At 64.5% G+C, this 16397-nt stretch carries 16 protein-coding genes and 2 pseudogenes; 6 read left to right on the top strand and 12 right to left on the bottom strand.

The annotated features are described in order from the left end of the window. Positions 1–47: 47 nt before the first annotated feature. On the top strand, positions 48–947 hold the full coding sequence (locus AWB76_RS27480) for a LysR substrate-binding domain-containing protein (protein WP_061163284.1): 900 nt from the start codon (positions 48–50) through the stop codon (positions 945–947). A gap of 99 nt (positions 948–1046) precedes the next feature. Beyond that, positions 1047–1314, top strand: a pseudogene (locus tag AWB76_RS42345) (hypothetical protein); the annotation flags it as partial. A 36-nt stretch (positions 1315–1350) separates the two neighbouring features. On the opposite strand, the gene AWB76_RS27475 reads toward AWB76_RS42345, so the two are convergent. Next, positions 1351–1944: a nitroreductase family protein gene (locus tag AWB76_RS27475; RefSeq protein WP_061163346.1), complete on the bottom strand. Its 594-nt coding sequence runs from the start codon at positions 1942–1944 to the stop codon at positions 1351–1353. Positions 1945–2190: 246 nt separating this feature from the next. Here AWB76_RS27475 and AWB76_RS27470 point away from each other — a divergent pair, with 246 nt between their 5' ends. Then, complete coding sequence (locus tag AWB76_RS27470; protein ID WP_061163283.1) at positions 2191–2829, top strand: NADPH-dependent FMN reductase; 639 nt, start codon at positions 2191–2193, stop codon at positions 2827–2829. Between the two features lie 229 nt (positions 2830–3058). Here the strand turns inward: AWB76_RS27470 and AWB76_RS27465 are convergent, their stop codons facing one another. Together AWB76_RS27465 and AWB76_RS27460 are read right to left on the bottom strand one after the other, a co-directional pair. After that, entirely contained in the window at positions 3059–4390 is a 1332-nt protein-coding gene (locus tag AWB76_RS27465; protein ID WP_061163282.1) for an LLM class flavin-dependent oxidoreductase, read from the bottom strand. A 227-nt stretch (positions 4391–4617) separates the two neighbouring features. Next, positions 4618–5025: a peroxidase-related enzyme gene (locus AWB76_RS27460; protein WP_244173470.1), complete on the bottom strand. Its 408-nt coding sequence runs from the start codon at positions 5023–5025 to the stop codon at positions 4618–4620. Between the two features lie 165 nt (positions 5026–5190). Here AWB76_RS27460 and AWB76_RS27455 point away from each other — a divergent pair, with 165 nt between their 5' ends. Then, entirely contained in the window at positions 5191–5811 is a 621-nt protein-coding gene (locus AWB76_RS27455; protein WP_244173469.1) for a peroxidase-related enzyme, read from the top strand. Between the two features lie 27 nt (positions 5812–5838). Then, complete coding sequence (locus AWB76_RS27450; RefSeq protein WP_061163281.1) at positions 5839–7041, top strand: acyl-CoA dehydrogenase family protein; 1203 nt, start codon at positions 5839–5841, stop codon at positions 7039–7041. A gap of 171 nt (positions 7042–7212) precedes the next feature. Here AWB76_RS27450 and AWB76_RS42340 read toward each other — a convergent pair. The 5 genes and pseudogenes from AWB76_RS42340 to AWB76_RS27425 form a co-directional block, all read right to left on the bottom strand. Beyond that, positions 7213–7449: pseudogene (locus AWB76_RS42340) on the bottom strand (serine O-acetyltransferase EpsC); the annotation flags it as partial. Between the two features lie 75 nt (positions 7450–7524). Further along, entirely contained in the window at positions 7525–7827 is a 303-nt protein-coding gene (locus AWB76_RS27440; protein WP_061163279.1) for a hypothetical protein, read from the bottom strand. A 53-nt stretch (positions 7828–7880) separates the two neighbouring features. Beyond that, positions 7881–8612 (bottom strand): amino acid ABC transporter permease, encoded by a 732-nt coding sequence (locus AWB76_RS27435; RefSeq protein WP_061163278.1) that lies wholly within the window; start codon positions 8610–8612, stop codon positions 7881–7883. Next, entirely contained in the window at positions 8609–9340 is a 732-nt protein-coding gene (locus AWB76_RS27430) for an amino acid ABC transporter permease (RefSeq protein ID WP_061163277.1), read from the bottom strand. The genes AWB76_RS27435 and AWB76_RS27430 overlap by 4 nt, the downstream gene beginning before the upstream one ends. 12 nt (positions 9341–9352) lie before the next feature. Next, positions 9353–10174, bottom strand: coding sequence for an ABC transporter substrate-binding protein (locus tag AWB76_RS27425; protein ID WP_061163276.1), 822 nt, complete (start codon positions 10172–10174; stop codon positions 9353–9355). Positions 10175–10440: 266 nt separating this feature from the next. Here AWB76_RS27425 and AWB76_RS27420 point away from each other — a divergent pair, with 266 nt between their 5' ends. Then, positions 10441–11427, top strand: coding sequence for a sulfonate ABC transporter substrate-binding protein (locus tag AWB76_RS27420; protein ID WP_061163275.1), 987 nt, complete (start codon positions 10441–10443; stop codon positions 11425–11427). A 66-nt stretch (positions 11428–11493) separates the two neighbouring features. Here AWB76_RS27420 and AWB76_RS27415 read toward each other — a convergent pair whose 3' ends face one another. Genes AWB76_RS27415 through AWB76_RS27400 form a run of 4 tightly spaced genes read right to left on the bottom strand, consistent with a single transcriptional unit; the run spans position 11494 to position 16388 of the window. Next, on the bottom strand, positions 11494–12696 hold the full coding sequence (locus AWB76_RS27415; RefSeq protein ID WP_061163274.1) for an acyl-CoA dehydrogenase family protein: 1203 nt from the start codon (positions 12694–12696) through the stop codon (positions 11494–11496). A gap of 34 nt (positions 12697–12730) precedes the next feature. Then, a complete protein-coding gene (locus AWB76_RS27410; protein ID WP_061163273.1) occupies positions 12731–14419 on the bottom strand; it encodes an ABC transporter ATP-binding protein in 1689 nt (562 codons plus the stop codon). 14 nt (positions 14420–14433) lie between these two features. Continuing rightward, positions 14434–15387 carry an ABC transporter permease gene (locus tag AWB76_RS27405; RefSeq protein WP_061163272.1) on the bottom strand — a complete coding sequence of 318 codons (954 nt, stop codon included), beginning with the start codon at positions 15385–15387 and terminating at the stop codon, positions 14434–14436. A gap of 20 nt (positions 15388–15407) precedes the next feature. Next, positions 15408–16388 (bottom strand): ABC transporter permease, encoded by a 981-nt coding sequence (locus AWB76_RS27400; protein ID WP_061163271.1) that lies wholly within the window; start codon positions 16386–16388, stop codon positions 15408–15410. Positions 16389–16397 lie beyond the last annotated feature (9 nt).

Genomic DNA, 16397 nt, shown 5'->3' with positions numbered 1-16397 from the left:
TCACACAATCGACAAAATTTCCCAAAACCCGGTAAGTAATTTCACACATGCGATCGAAGATGCCTCCCCTCAACGCGCTGCGCGTGTTCGAGGTCGCCGCCCGAGCAGGGAGCTATTCCGCGGCTGCGCGCGAATTGAGCTTGACGCACGGCGCGGTGAGCCGCCATATCGCCATTCTCGAAGACTGGCTGGGTCAACCGTTGTTCGCGCGCGCGGGGCAGAGCATGGTCGCGTCCGTCCATGCGCGCGCGTTCGCTCGTGAAATCAGCGCGGCCTTCGACCATATTGCGGACGCGGCCGAGCGCTACGGCAAGAGCCAGCACCGCAAAGTGATTCGGGTCAGCGCGGCGGCAACGGTCGCAATGCGCTGGCTAATTCCTCGCCTGCCGTTGTTCGCCGCGCGCTGCCCGGACGTGGACGTGCGGGTGTCGACGACCCTGACGACCGACGCTGCGCTGCGCGGCAGCTTCGATCTGGCGATTCGTCGTGAAGTCTCCCCGGACGGACAGTTTCAGACATGGCCGCTTTTCGAGGAGCGCAACACAGTGATCGCGAGCCCGGCGTTGATCGCGCGAGCTGGAATAACGTCGGTCGAGGAGTTGAGCAATGAAACGTGGCTCACCACGGAATCGCGTCCAGGAGATTGGGAAAGCTGGACGGAGGCCGTGGGGCATCCCGCTCTTCGAGCCAGCCGAACGCTCAGGTTCGATCACTTCTTCGTGACCTTGCAGGCTGTCGCGGATGGCCTGGGCTTCGGTATCGGGCCGTTTCCCACGCTGGAGGCCGATTGCACTTCAGGTCGTCTGCAGACGCCTTTTCCCCATCTGACTTCGAGAGGAGCGACCTATCACGCGCTGGTCCCGCTCGAAGCCGATAAGCCCGTCCACATGAGAGATTTCATCGACTGGCTCCAGACGGCGGGAGCGCGCGACGCTGCCGTCGAGTGACGGGCTCTGGACCGATTGCGCGACCGTCTCAAGCTCGCAGAGTCGATCGGCGCGATTGCGGTCGATCATTTGTAATTCGTCCGCTGAATGACCGTCCGGTGTGCGGCGGCGAAGGTGGCATCGGTACGCGCGGGGCTGGACGTCGCGCGTCGCGTGTTCGAAGTGACGGGCGCCCGCTCGACCACGGCGGCATTGCGGCTCGACCGTTTCTGGCACATTCTGCACGTACATACGCCGAACGATCCGCTCGGTTACAAGGTGCGCGAGCGGGGGAGACTGGGCGCTCAACGGCCGCGTTCCCAAGCCGTCGTTCTATTCGGGAGACGACACGTCGGACCGTCTCTGTCCAACATGGCGCGGAGGATGATGCCGCTCTCGCGCCATGACGCAGCACGCACCTGCTTCACTCAGCGTTCTTCCACGCGCCGAACTGCGCAATGTCAACGACCGGCAGCCGCTTGCGCGGCGCCAGCTCCCGTTCGGCCAACGTGTCGGACAAGACGCCGACATCGCCATGATGCGCAACCGAGATCACGGCGAGCGGCGTGTAGCGCTCCGCGATGCCGAACGCGTCCCGCAAGGCCTTCGCGTCGAAGCCGCTCATCGAATGCGCGGCGAGGCCGCGCGCATGCGCCTCGAGCAGCAGCGCCAGCGCTGCGGCGCCGGTATCGTAGCTCGCGTTCGGATTGACCTCCCCCTTTGCGTTGAGCGCGTCCGCGAGCACGGCGATCAGCACTTGCGCGTGCTGGTTCCACGCCCGGTTGAACGGAACCAGTGTGGCGAAGGCGTCCTCGAATGCCGCGCCGTTCACGTCTTTCTGGAACACGAGAAAGCGCCAGGGCTGCACGTTATACGCCGATGGCGCCCAGCGCGCGGCCTCGAGCAGCGCAAGCACATCCGTGTGCGCGACGGGCTGTTCGCCATAGGCGCGCGGACTCCATCGTCCGGCGAGCAAAGGATGAATGTCGATATCGGTGGGTGCGGGTCGGTGGGTCATGGATTCTGCGATCGAATAAAAACCGGCTTCTAGCATAAGCCGTGCGGAGCGAACGCGATATGACTTCCAGTGCTGATCAAATCGACACGGACGATAAGCCGCCTTCCTGCGCCGCGTGCATGTGCACGCATATCCTTAGCTCGATTCGTGCTTTCCGCTTGGCGATCCAGCCGACTATCATGACGAGTCTTAGCCGCCCGCTGAATAGTCGCTGCGTGGTGTTCCGCCTCATCCGGAGTTGTCATCTTGTCCCCTATCGAACCCATTCCCCGGCCGCTCGTCGTCGGCATCGGCGGCACTACGCGTCCCGCATCGTCCACCGAACGCGCGCTGGGCTTCGCGCTCAAAGGTGCGGAAGAATCCGGCGCTCGCGTGCGCCTGTTCGGCGGCGCATTTTTGCACAGCCTGCCCCACTACGCGCCGGAAACGCGCGATCTCACCGACGCCCAGCGCGAACTGATCGAAGCCGTGCGCGAAGCCGATGCGCTTGTCATCGCGACGCCCGGCTATCACGGTGGCATCTCCGGGCTCGTCAAGAACGCGCTCGACACACTTGAAGAATTGCGTAACGACGAGCGACCCTATCTCGACGGCCGCGCCGTTGGCAGCATCGTCACCGCTTATGGCTGGCAGGCGGCGGGCACGGTGCTGACCTCGCTGCGCTCGATCGTGCACGCGCTGCGCGGCTGGCCGACACCGTTTGGCGCCGCCGTCAACACGCTGGAAACGCGCTTCGAAAGCGCCGACCATTGTTCCGACCCGAAGGTCGTCGAGCAGCTGTTTACTGTCGGACAGCAGGCGTCGAACTTCGCCCTGGCGTTCGCTTCGCGTCGGCCGGATGCGTGGCATGCCGTGACTCGCGAGGTCGCGCTCGCCCAGCGCTGAGACAAGCAAGACGTCGAAAGCGGACGGTTGATCCATTCGTTCCGACGACGAACATTACTTAGTACGTCGACACACATTCTTCACGACCGCCGATTGAATCGACGTACATCCGGTCCTCATATCGATATCTGCTTTGCTCGCTTCGCATTCGGAGGCGTGCGCGTCATCATGTTTCCTTCATAAGCAGGCTTCCTTGAACAGACGAGGGCTCTGAGCGACGCCGCGCGCATCAGCCGCGCGCGAAGAATCGGTTGGCCGGCCTCGGCAAGCCGAAATGCTCACGCAGTGTCGATCCCTCGTAGGCGCGACGGAAAATGCCACGCCGCTGCAACTCCGGCACCACCTTGGCGACGAAATCATCCAGGCCCGCGGGCAGATACGGGAACATCACGTTGAAGCCATCGCTGCCTTCCTCGACGAGCCACTGTTCCATTTCGTCGGCGATGTCCGTCGCGGTGCCGACCATCTGCAAGCCGGAATAGCCGCCGACCCGCTGCGCCAGTTGCCGCACGGTGAGCCCTTCGCCGCGCGCCATGTCGATCACGCGTTCGCGCGCACTTCTGCTCGCGTTGGTTTCGGGTATTTCGGGCAACGGGGCGTCCGGATCGAACGACGAGACATCATGGCCGAGCGCGATCGACAGCGATGCGAACCCGCTGTCGTCATGTACGAAAGTGTCGAGCAATACACGCTTTTCCTGCGCTTCGTCGCGCGAATCGCCCACCACGACGAAAGCCCCCGGCAATATCTTCAGATGCTCGCGCGCGCGGCCGGCGCGCTCCATACGGCCTTTGACATCGGCATAAAAGCGCTTGCCCGCGGAGAGATTCGGCTGCGCGGTGAAGACGGCATCGGCGGTTTCGGCGGCGAGCTGCCTCCCCGCTTCGGACGATCCCGCCTGCACCACGACCGGCCAGCCCTGCACCGGGCGCGCGATGTTCAGCGGCCCGCGCACCGACAGATACTCGCCTTTGTGATCGAGAACGTGCAGCTTCGCGGGGTCGAAGAAGAGGCCGCTTTGCGCGTCCTGCACGAAGGCATCGTCGGCCCAGCTATCCCAGAGACCCGTGACGACATCGTAGAACTCATGTGCGCGCCGATAGCGCTCGTCATGCTCCATGTGTTCATCGCGGCCAAAATTCAGTGCGGCATCCGGGTTCGATGTGGTGACGAGATTCCAGCCCGCGCGCCCTTCGCTCAGATGATCGAGCGAGGCGAAACGCCGCGCGATGTGATACGGCTCGTCGAACGTGGTCGATGCCGTCGCGATCAGGCCAATGCGCTCGGTCACGGAAGCGAGCGCGGACAGCAGCGTGAACGGCTCGAACGACGTCGCCGTGTGGCTGCGCTTGAGCGCGTTCACCGGCATGTTCAGCACGGCAAGATGATCGGCCATGAAGAACGCGTCGAAGCATGCTTTCTCGAGCGTCTGGACAAACCCCTTCAGATGTCGAAAGTTGAAGTTGGCATCGGGATACGCGCCGGGATAGCGCCACGCGCCGGTGTGCAGGCTCACCGGACGCATGAATGCGCCGAGATGAAGTTGTCGGGTGTGTGGCATCGCGTCGATGAATGAAGAAGTGGCGAACCACGTGAACTTACTCCAACTCGCAGAAACACGCTCGATCGCACTGACCAGTTGCAAATCGCGCGCCGGGATATATCCCTAGCGCACGAGAATATTTCCTTCCAGCACAAGCCTTACCCCTTTTCGGTGTATCACGGCGCGACGTTGCCGGCGTGGGAAGGCGCGCCTCATCATTGAATGTGACGGCGAAGCATCGCCGCTCACACGTGGCGAAAGCCCTGCGCGATGCGCTGCGCGCGCACGGTATCGCCCGACACAGCCGCTAGCGCCTGCGTGTGGTTGAAAACGCAATAGCTGCACTCGTTCACGGCCGACGTAACCACCGCGATCAGCTCGCGCTCTGCTGCCGTGAGATGGCTGCGGTGCGGATCGAACAGATGCTCGTAGAACGTGACGAGCCGGTACGCGGTATCGGGATTGACCGAGAGCGCCGCAAGCCAGTTGGGCACGAAACCATACTGGCGGCGAAACTTCGCGTGGATCGCCGCGACGTGCGGCGGCAAACGGGCCTCGTCCGGCAAGCCGAAGCGCGAGACCGGTTCGCGTATTGCATCGGCATCCGAATTCAGCTGATCTACGAACGGATCTGAAGGTGCGAGCGAGGACATCGTCTGGATTCTCCTGGCGCTATGTTCTGGCATCCAAAATTAGCTCACCCGACGACGAGCGATGTCACTGATTTTTCATAAGCTAATCGATGTTTGGGCACATCGCGCTCTCCGAATTGCAAATCGCAAAACGATATTGGATGGCACGGAAGATCGCTGCGCATAATGAGCCGCAGCTTCTCTTCACTCCTTCCTGGCGAGGCATGTGACATAGCAGAAGTTCCGAGCACTGAGGCGCACGTCATTGGACGGCTCGATGTTCCGACACACGATGCGCTGAGCGACGATCTCCGTCAGCTGGTCGAGCAGCACGGCAGCGACAACTGGATTCGCGCGCTGTCCCTGAATGCCGATACCGCGCGCCGCTTCACCCAGTACTTCGAGAAACTCTTCAGCGCGACGGGCGGCCGGCTGCCGCTCGACGAGCGCGAGCTGATCGCGGTGATCGTGTCGCGCACAAACGGCTGCGGGCTGTGCGCGATCCATCACGCGCATGCGCTCGGCGAGGCGCTGGGCGACCGCGTGCAGGCGCGGCGGATTGCGCTCGACTATCACCTCGCGGATCTATCCGAGAGGCAACTGGCGCTCGCCGAGATCGCCGAGACCATCACGACATCGCCGCGCGCAATCACAGCAAGGGACTTCGACCGCCTGCGCAAGCTAGGCCTCGACGACGCCGATATCCTCGAAGCGATCGAGACCGCGTCGTGGTTCAACCATACGAACCGCATCTTCATCGCCGCTGGCATCGTGCCCGACGAGAAGTATTTCTCGGCGCTCGCGTAATGCCGAGCCGCATACTGGAGAGTTCCGATGAGCGCCGTACTCGAATCCGTCATCGTGTCGCCCGCGCCGGGTGACGCCTCGCATTTGCTGTCCGACGCGCTGCTCGATGCGATCGGCCAGCGCGCCGCCGGTTACGACCGCGAGAATCGCTTCTTCTCCGACGACCTGCGCGATCTTCACGAAGCCGGTTTCCTGCGCGCCACCGTGCCGGTCGAATTCGGCGGCCTCGGCCTCACGCTGCCGCAACTGCTGCGCGAGCAGGTGCGACTCGCGGCCCGCGCGCCATCGACGGCGCTTGCACTGAACATGCATCTGTACTGGGTCGGTGCGGCGCTGCATCTGTACCGGCGCGGCGACGAATCGGCGCAATGGATTCTCGAGGAAGCGGGCGCGGGCAAGGTGTTCGCGGCAGGCCATGGCGAACCAGGCAACGATCTCGGTCTCGCCTGGTCGTCGGTGAAGGCGACGCCGCTGCCGGACGGAGGTTATCGCTTCGACGGCCGCAAGATCTTCACCTCGCTCGCGCCCGCGTGGGACTGGCTCGGCGTGCATGGCATCGACGACTCCGATCCGCAGGCGCCGAAGATCGTGCATGCATTCATCCGGCGTGACGCGGCGGGACATCGCACGGTGCAGACCTGGGATGCGCTCGGGCTGCGCGCGACATGCAGCGACGATACCTGGCTCGAAGGCGCCATTGCGCCGCGCGACAAGGTGATCCGCGTGCTGCCAGCGGGCATTCCCGACGATCCCTTCGTCGATGGCATTCTCGGCGCGGTGCTACCCGGCCTCGGCGCGGTCTATTACGGCATAGCAAAGCGCGCGTTCGACGTCGCGGTGGAAGCGGCGAAGCGGCGCGCATCGCCCGCCATCGGCGGCAAGACCTATGCATACAAGCCGCTGACGCAGCAGGCTGTCGCGGAGGCGGCCATCGAGCTTGCGAGCATCGAGGCGCTGGTCGAGCGCGCGGCCGAGCGCTGGTGGACGGGCTACGGCGAAGGCGAACCGTGGATCGCGCACCTGCTTTCGGCGAAACAGCATGCCGTCGATGGCGCGCTACGCGTGGTGAATCTCGCGCTGAAGATCGTCGGCGCGGCTTCGCTGTCGCGGCATAACGAGCTGGAAAGGCTTTATCGCGATGTGCGCGCGGGCGCGTTCCATCCGCCTAACGCGGATGCGACGCATGAAGTCATCGGCCAGGCTTGGCTTGGAGTGCTCGGTCAGGCGTGAGCTCCGCGGCGCATGGTTAATTTTTACATGCGCCGCGATTGACCTTCTGCGCTCTTCGACGCGTTGCTTCTGCGTTCAGGCTTGCGCCGTGCGGGCTTCGCAATCATGGTGCTCACCGCTCGACCTCCACTGCAGGCGCGCGCGCCCGTCTCGCCGCTCTGCGTCGCCCTGCAGCGTGAAGTCGAGCGCGTGGGCGACGTAGCAGTTCTCGCTTACCAGTCGCAGGTCGGGCGGTCCGAGCCGCATCGGAAAGAATGCGCCTTTCAGTGCGCCGATGATGTCGCCGATCGCCTCTCGCGCGGGAATCTCGCGCCCGCCCGGTTCGAGCGAGCGTTACTCTGCTTCGTGTCACTCCTGGCGGACCGTCTGAAGCGCTTGGCCGATGTCGTCGATGTCGAATACAGCCACAGTGCAGCCCTTTCTATGTAATGGGTCCGCTCGCGTGGGCCCGCGACGGGCGCGCGGTGAATTCGTCGCCCGCGCTCATCGATTGGTGCGACCGCTTGACGCGCCGCCTGCATCGCAGCGAAACAGCGGCGGTTCGACCGGCAGCTGAAACATGTCGACCGCGTTGCCCATGTTGAAGTAGCCCGCCTGCGCGAATAACGCGATGTGTTCGAGCCGCTCCGCGCAGCTCGCCTCCCCGTCGCCGCGCGTGAGAGCGTGCGGCGCTTTGCACGCGCAGGCGTTCATCGCACGCCTCGCTTCACGCAAAAAGCGGCGCTCGCGCGACCCTTCGAAACGGTTGGACAGCATGTGCCAGCAATACGTCAGGATATGCCCCATGACTTGCTACCTTCGAATGACGATGACGTCAATCTAGGTCCGCGCGACGCGTTTCACAAACGAGCTTTTCTGCGTTGCATTGCAGGCATCGTGCGTACAAGGCTGCTCTCTCTGGAGCGGCGCGAGAGCAACGCGTGCGCGAGTCCTTGCAGCGCACCGCACAGCATCAGATAGACGAAGCCCACGAACAGAAAGATCTGCGCCGGATAGACCATCAACCGGTTGTCGAGCTGATTTGCGAGGAACGTGAATTCCGGCACACCGACGATATAGGCAAGCGACGTGTCCTTGATGAGCGAGACCCATTGATTCACGAACGACGGCATCATCACGCGCGCGGCCTGCGGCAGGACGACTTCGCGCAGCGCCTGCCAGCGCGTGAAGCCGAGCGACATCGCCGCGTGCCACTGCCCGTTGCCGATCGACACGATGCCCGCATGAACCGAATGCGACAGATACCCGCCGCCGATCAGCGCGAGCGCGCATACGACGGTCGCGAGGCCCGGCACGTTCACGTGCAGCAGAATCGGCATCAGGAAAAAGGTCCAGAAAATCAGCATCAGCACCGGAATCGCTCGAAAGAACGCGACGAGCGCGATCAGCAGTATCTGCGCGACGCCGCGCGTCATCGAAAGCGCGATGCCGCCCGCGAGCCCGATGATCGCCGCGAGCGTCGCGGAGGCGACGGAGAGCGCGAGCGTCAGCGCAACGCCGCCGAGCGGTCCGGAAGGAAACGCGCCCAGCAGGAGATAGCGCAGCGACGCGAACCAGTCGACCTCATTCATGCGTGGACTCGCCGCAACGCGCGCACGCCGGTGCGCTGCCACACCACGAGCGCCGCTTCCATGACCGCGATGGTCAGCACATAGAACACAGTGGCTGTGCCGAATGCCTGAAACGTTCTGAAGGACTCGGTATCGACCTGACGCGACATGTACGAGAGCTCCGCGACGCCTATGGCCATCGTCAGCGACGAGTTCTTCACCACGTTCATGTATTGACCGGCGAGCGGCGGCGTCGCGATGCGCAGCGCCTGCGGCAGGATCACGTAGCGCAGCGCGGCGTAGCGGCTCATGCCGAGCGCGGCGGCCGCCTGCTCCTGCGCGGCGCTCACGCCCCGCATGCCGGCACGAAACTCCTCGCCGATGAACGCCGTCGTGTAGCAGGTCAACCCGATCCAGCCCGCGAACAGCTCAAAACTCGGCCAACGCAAAGCGAAAGGCCCGAGCATCGCGGCATGCGGCGTGTTGAGCCACGTCATCCATTCGGACGGCAGCAACGCGGCCGCCCCGAAATACCAGAACAGCAACTGCACGAGGAGCGGCGAATTGCGAAAGATGAAGACATACGCTGCCGCAACGCGTGCGAGCGCCGCATTGCCCGACGTGCGGGCAACGGCCAGCGCGAAACCGAGCAGCGTCGCGCAGATCACCGCGCAGGCGGACAACATCAGCGTGACGGCAAGACCCTGCTCCAGCCACGCGAGATATTTCGGATCGAGCCAGCTATGCATGGTCGACAGCGATCAACCGTTCTTTTGCGGATCGCCGATCTTGAAGAGGCGCGGCAGCGGCGCGGCGCTCTTCGGGCCGAACCACTTGTCATAGATGCGCGTAGCATCGCCGTCCGCTTCGAGCTTCGTGAGCGTGCCGTTCACGGCGTCGAGCAGGCGCGTCTCGCCCTTCGGCACGCCGACGCCTTCGTAATCGTTGGAGATCGTGAAGGCGGGAATTTCGTAGCTGGCCTTGTCCGGCACGCGCGCGAGCAACGCCACCAGCTTCGGTCCGTCCTGCGTGATCGCCTGCACGTTGCCCGTGCGCAGCGCGGCGAACGCGAACGGCGTATCGTCATAGGCAACGATGGTCGCGTTCGGGAATTTTGCGCGCACCTGCTGTTCGTTGGTCGTGCCCTTGTCCGCGCCGATTCGAAGGCTGTTGATCTGATCGGGCAATTTCAGCACGCCCTTCTTCGCGATGAACTGCGTGCCCGATGCGAAGTACGGCGTGCTGAAATCGACTTCCTTTCTACGCTCGTCGGTGATCGTAAAGTTGGCGAAGACGAGATCGACCTTGCCCGACTTCAGGAACGCGATGCGGTTGGCCGGATTGGTCGGCTGCACTTCCAGCTTAACGCCCAGGCTCTTCGCCACCGCGCGCGCATAGTCGACGTCGAGACCGACAATCTGATTGTCTTTCGGATCGACGAAGCCGAACGGCGGATTGCTGTCGAACGCGGCGACACGCAGCACGCCGGCTTTCTTGATGTCGTCGAGCCTATCCGCATGCGCGGCATTCGAAGCCATTGCCAACAGTGCAGCGAGCACCGCGCCCCAGGTTGTGATTTTCATTGGTGAGTTCCTCGTTCGTTGCGCCGGCGCGCGTCGCCGGGCGGCAGCACGATGGCGAGGCTGGCACTCTATCGGTGCCGCCGCTCCGAAGGAACGAAGTTTTTGTCAAGAAGAAAGCAGGCGCGGAGATTTGGCGCGACGCCCGCATCGTCGTCGCGTGCAGAAGCATATGAGACCGGTTGCGATAGCGTTATATGCATCGCTACGTTGGTCGGAAGGGCCGCTCGCCTTAGCATCGGAGGCTCTCGCAAACCAGAGCTTCCGCCATGTCGAAAACAAAAATCACCGATCGCCGCGCTTTTCTCTCCCTAACCGCGCGGGCCGCGACGGGCGCCGCCGCGCTCGCGGTCATGCCGGCTGCGTTCGCGCAGCAAGCCGCGCACACGCAGCCGCGCGTACTGCGCATCGGCAATCAGAAAGGCTATCTGAACCTGCTCAAGGGACGCGCAACGCTGGAGAAGCGTCTGGCTGCGCTCAACGTATCCGTGAGCTGGACGGAGTTCTCAGCCGGTCCGGTGCAGCTCGAAGCGCTCAATGTCGGGTCGATCGATTTCGGCGACGTGGGCGAAGCGCCGCCGATCTTCGCGCAGGCCGCCGGCGCGCCGCTCGCCTACGTCGCCGCAACGCCGGCGCGGCCGCATTCGGAAGCCGTGCTCGTGCCGGCGCAATCGTCTGTCAAAACGGTGGCGGATTTGAAGGGCAAGCGCATCGCGTTGAACAAGGGCAGCAACGTCCATTATTTCCTCGTGAAGTTGCTGCGCCAGCATGGCCTGCAGTACCGCGACGTCGAACTCGCCTATCTCGCGCCCGCCGATGCGCGCGCCGCCTTCGAGCGCGGCTCGATCGACGCGTGGGTCATCTGGGACCCGTACTTCGCCGCCGCGCAGCAGTTGCTGAACGCGCGCGTCGTGGCGGACGCGAACGGCGTCGTGGGAAACCGCGCCTACTACTTCTCTTCGCAAGACTATGTGGCGAAGAATGCCGACGTGATCCGCATCGTCATCGAGGAGATCAAGGCCGTCGATCAATGGGGCAAGCAGCATCCGGACGAACTCGCGAGCGAACTCGCGCGCCTGTGGGGCCTGCCCAAACCTGTCGTCGATCTCGCGGTGAGCCGTCAGGTCTTCGGTACCGAAGCCATCACGCGGGCGATCATCGCCGAGCAGCAGCAGATCGCCGACACCTTCGTCGAGCTCGGGCTGGTGCCGAAACACGTCGACGTGCTGAGGGCCGCGCCGCCCGGTCTCGCCTGACGGCCGGGGATGCCTCGGGCGCCGCGCCTGAAAGCCGCGGCATCGTGTAGCGATCCCCGCAAGACGTCAAAACACGCGCCCTTCTGTCAGATGCGTCGTCGCGCCGTTGAGCGCGTAATCGCCGATCACGCGCGCCTTGTGCAGCAGCGGATTGTGGCTGAAGATCGTGCGCAGATTGCGCCAGTGGCGATCGAAGTTGTGCGCGCGCGCCGTCGCCGATGCGCCGCCCGCCTCGAACATGCGCTCCGCGGCGCTCAACGCAAGCTTGCTGACGACGATCTGCGTGCGCGCCGTCGCGAGCGCGCCTTCGAGCACGAGCGCGTCGGCGTTGGCATCGCCGTTGCGGATCGCTTGCGACGATCGTTCGAGCACGCGTGCGTTGTCGCGCACGAGCGCATCGATCGCATGACTGTTTGCGCTCAGTTCGCCTACGACCTGCTGAATGAACGCATCCTCGCGCGCCGACGGTGCCGCGCTATGCAGCACAGGGCGTCCGTGTTTCAGCACATAGCGCTCTGCATCCGCGACGACGTTGCGGACGATGCCCGCCGCCACTGCCACCAGATGCAGCTGACGCAGCGCGCCGCCGTGACGGCCAGCGAGCGTCGTCTGCACGCGCGGCGCGACTTCGTGCACGTACACGGTGAGATCGTCGAACTCGAGGCTGCCGCTCGCTGTCATGCGCTGCCCCATGCCGTCCCAATCATCGAGCACGCGCAGCCCCTCGCGTTGAACCGGCACGACTGCTATCGCGGCCTCACCGTGTTCGTCCTGCACGTTGAGGCGCGCGTAGTCGGAGAACGCGGTGCCTGTCGCGTAATACTTGCGGCCGCTGAGACGGAAGTGATCGCCTTCACGCCGAAGTTGCGTTGTGATTTCGCCGGGGCGCGACGTTCCCGCTTCCGTCGATGCGCCGCCGAAGATCGCGCCGTCCGCGACGCGCTTGATCTGCAATGCGTTGAACGGCGTGCGCGGCGAAAGCAGCAGCGCTTCGGTCTGGTCGAAGTGAATCCGCAACGCGTGCGCGACGTTGCTTTCGTGCGCGGCAAGCGTTGCGATTACATTGAAGACGTCTTCGAGCGAGCCGCCGAGTCCGCCCCATTCGAGCGGGAAACGCAACGTGCCGAGGCCCGACCGGCGAAACAGCGCAAAGGCCTCGAACGGCAGTTCGCGGCGCGCCTCGCGTGCGGCCGCATTTTCGCCGATGGCCTGTGCCAGTTCAGGCAACGCGGCGAGCGCGGCTTCGAGTTTCTGATTTTTATTCGACATATGACGTGACGTTCCTATGGTATTGATGCGTGCCCTACGCGGCTTGCGCGTCGAATCGTTTGCCGGGAATCGCATCGAGCAGCGTGCGCGTGTACGCATGCTTCGGCGCGCGCCATATCTCGCGATGATCGCCGCTCTCGACGATGCGCCCGCCATGCATCACGTGGACGCGGTCCGCGATATAGCGCACCACCGAGAGATCGTGCGAGATGAAGAGATAGGCAAGCCCGAGGTCGCGCTTCAGTTCCACGAGTAGATTGAGTATCTGCGCCTGAATGGACACATCGAGCGCCGACACGGGTTCGTCGCAGATCAGAAGCGCGGGCTCGAGCACGAGCGCGCGCGCAATGCCGATGCGCTGCCGCTGACCGCCCGAAAACTCGTGCGGATAGCGATTAAGCGCGGCACTCGGCAAACCGACGCGATCGGCCATCGCGCTCGCGCGTCGGCGGCGTTCGCGCGCATCGGCGATGCCGTTCACGATCATCACCGTATCGAGGATGTCGCCGACGCTGCGGCGCGGATTCAGCGAGGCATACGGGTCCTGGAACACCATCTGCACCTGCGCCCGCAGCGGGCGCAACGCGCGTTCGCTCAGGGACGCGAGATCAACGCCACGCAGGCGGATCGCGCCACTCGACGCCGCCACGAGACGCAGGATCGCTTTCGAAAGCGTCGACTTGCCGCAGCCGGATTCGCCGACGAGACCCACGGTTTCGCCGCGCGCGATATCGAACGACACGTTGTCGACGGCGCGCAGCGCGCCCTTGCCATGCCGATGGACATAATCGACTGTCAGATGTTGCACGGAGAGCAGCGGCGCGGCGCTGTCGAATTGCGTTTCCGGCGCGCTGACGGGCGCAAGCGGCGACACGTCGAACGCGGGCTTGCCATCGACGCCCTGCACATGACGAATCTCCGGCAGCTTCCAGTCGCGGTAATGCAACTCGGTCGCTACGTTCAGCGATGCGCCCAGCAGCCCCCGCGTGTACGCATGCTGCGGCCGCTCGAAGAGCTGGTGCACCGGCGCTTCCTCGACCTTTTCGCCCGCGAGCATCACCGCGACGCGATCCGCATGTTCGGCGACGACGCCGAGATCGTGCGTGATGAGCAGCAGCGACATCGACAGATTGCGCCGCAATTCGGCGAGCAACTCGAGAATGCGCGCCTGAATCGTGACGTCGAGCGCGGTGGTCGGTTCATCCGCGATCAGCAGACGCGGGCGGCATGCGACGGCCATCGCGATCATCACGCGCTGGCGCTGTCCGCCCGACAGCTCGTGCGGATAGTCGAAGACGCGTCGATGCGGCTCCGGAATATGCACGAGATCGAGCAGTTCGACGGCGCGCTTCATCGCCGCTGGCTTCGACAGCGCTTCGTGCCTCCGCAGCGTCTCGACGATCTGCGCGCCGACCGTGAGCACCGGATTGAGCGATGTCATCGGCTCCTGAAAGATCATCGAGATGTCGCTGCCGCGCACATCGCGCATTTCACGCGGGCTCAGCGCGAGCACGTCGCGTCCGTCGAAGCGGACGCTGCCCGTCACACGGCCCGGCTCTGGCACGAGCCGCATGAGCGACAGCGCGGTCGCGGACTTGCCGCAGCCGGACTCGCCGACGAGCGCGAGCGTCTCGCCCTCGGCTAAGTCGAGATCGATGCCGCGCACCGCGCGATGCGCGCCGAAACTCACGCGCAGATCGCGCACTTCAAGAAGATTCGCCACGGATAGGTCTTTGGTCAGGAACGTTCGCGCATGCGCGGGTTGAGTGCGTCGTTGAGGCCGTCGCCGAGCAGATTGAGCGCGAGCACCGCGAGCACGATCGCCGCGCCCGGCACGGCGGTCAGATACCACGCGGTGCGCAAGGAATCGCGTCCCGCGCCGATCATGCCGCCCCATGTGACGACGTTCGGGTCGCCCATGCCCAGAAACGACAGCGAAGATTCGATCAGAATCGCGCTCGCCACCATCACCGATGCGGTCACGATCACCGGCGGCAGCGCGTTCGGCAAAATCTCGCCAAAGATAATGCGCGCGTCGCAAAAGCCCTGACTGCGCGCGGCGAGCACGAAGTCAGACGAACGTAGCCTGCGGAACTCGGCGCGCACGATACGTGCGACCGTCGGCCACGAGGCGATGCCGATGGCCAGCGCGATCACCGTCACATTCGGCCGCCCTATCGCGACGATCACGATCACGAGCAGAAACGACGGCACGGTCTGAAACAGTTCAGTGACGCGCACGAGAAGATCGTCGATGACGCCGCCGAAGAAACCACCGATCGCGCCGACGAGCGTGCCGCTGACGAGCCCGATGCCCGCCGCCGATGCACCGATCAGCAGCGACACGCGTGTGCCGTGCGCGATGCCGGCGGCGACATCGCGGCCGAGCGAATCGGTGCCGAGGCGATATAGCGCATCGCTGCCGGGCCATTCGAAAGGCGCGGCGACCATATCGAGCGGATCGCCGGGAAAGAGATACGGCGCGCTCAACGCGAGCGCGATGAACGCAGTCAGAAGGACCATGCCCGCGAGCGCGGACGGATTGCGCAGCAGCGCGCGCCATACGCCGCGCGACGCGTGAGCGTAATGGGCGCGTTGAGCGCGCCGCGCGCCGAAGAGCGCACCGGCGAGCTGGCGCCGCCAGGCCGAGCCGTGGCCGGATGAAGTAAGTTCGGTGGAATCGGAAGCCATGCGTTCTCTGGTTCGATGAGTCAGACGATGCGTGGATCGAGCCATGCCTGCAGCAGATCGACCGTCACGTTGGCGACGATCACGAGCAGCGACGAAAGCAGCAACACGCCGAGCAGCACGCTGAAATCGCGCGCCATGACGGCATCGAGCGCGAGACGCCCGAGGCCCGGCCAACTGAAGACTGTCTCCGTTACGGCCGCGCCGCCGAGCAGCGTGCCGAAGTGAATGCCGACCATCGTCGTGAGCGGCATCAGCGCGTTGCGCAGCACATGACGCACGGTGACGCGCAGCGGATGCAGACCCTTCGCATGCGCGGTACGCACGAAGTCCTGGCGCTTCACTTCGAGCATCGCGGCGCGCGTGAGACGTGCATAGATGGCGACGAAGAAAGTCGCGAGGGTCACGGCGGGCAGCAGCACATGTTTCGCGACGTCGGCGGCATACGCGAAGCCGTGCAAGGACGCGCCGACGGTCATATCGCCGCCGCTCGGCAGCCAGCCGAGATGCACCGAGAACAGCACGATGGCGAGCAGGCCGATCCAGAAGCCGGGCGTCGAATACAGCACGAGCGCGAGCACGGACAGCACGCGATCCGGCCACTTGCCCGCCCAATGCGCCATGACCGCGCCGAGCACGATGCCCGCGACGATCGCGAGGGCGAGCGCCGTGCCCATCAGCAGCAAGGTGTTCGGCAGCCGCGACAGAATCAGCTGCATGACGGGCGCGTCGTAACGCGGCGAATAGCCGAGACTGCCGTGCGCGAGATGCGACAGATACGCGCCGAGCTGATGCAGCACCGGCTGATCGAGGCCGAACTTCGCGCGCAATGCCTGCAGCGTTTCGGCGGTCGCGGAGCCCGCTTCGCCCGCGAGCACATCGGCGGCGTCGCCGGGCATCAGCTTCAGCAGGAAGAAGTTCAGGACCACGATGGCGAGCATCGTCGGCAGGGCCTGCCATGCGGTGCGCCGCGCGATGGCGGCGAAGCGCGTGCGTCGGTTCATCGGCGTCCG

Origin of the sequence: Caballeronia temeraria, assembly GCF_001544795.2 — a bacterium.
GTDB classification, from domain to species: domain Bacteria; phylum Pseudomonadota; class Gammaproteobacteria; order Burkholderiales; family Burkholderiaceae; genus Caballeronia; species Caballeronia temeraria.
The sequence above is the reverse complement of the archived record's forward strand: the minus strand, read 5'-3'. Positions and strand labels throughout refer to the sequence as shown.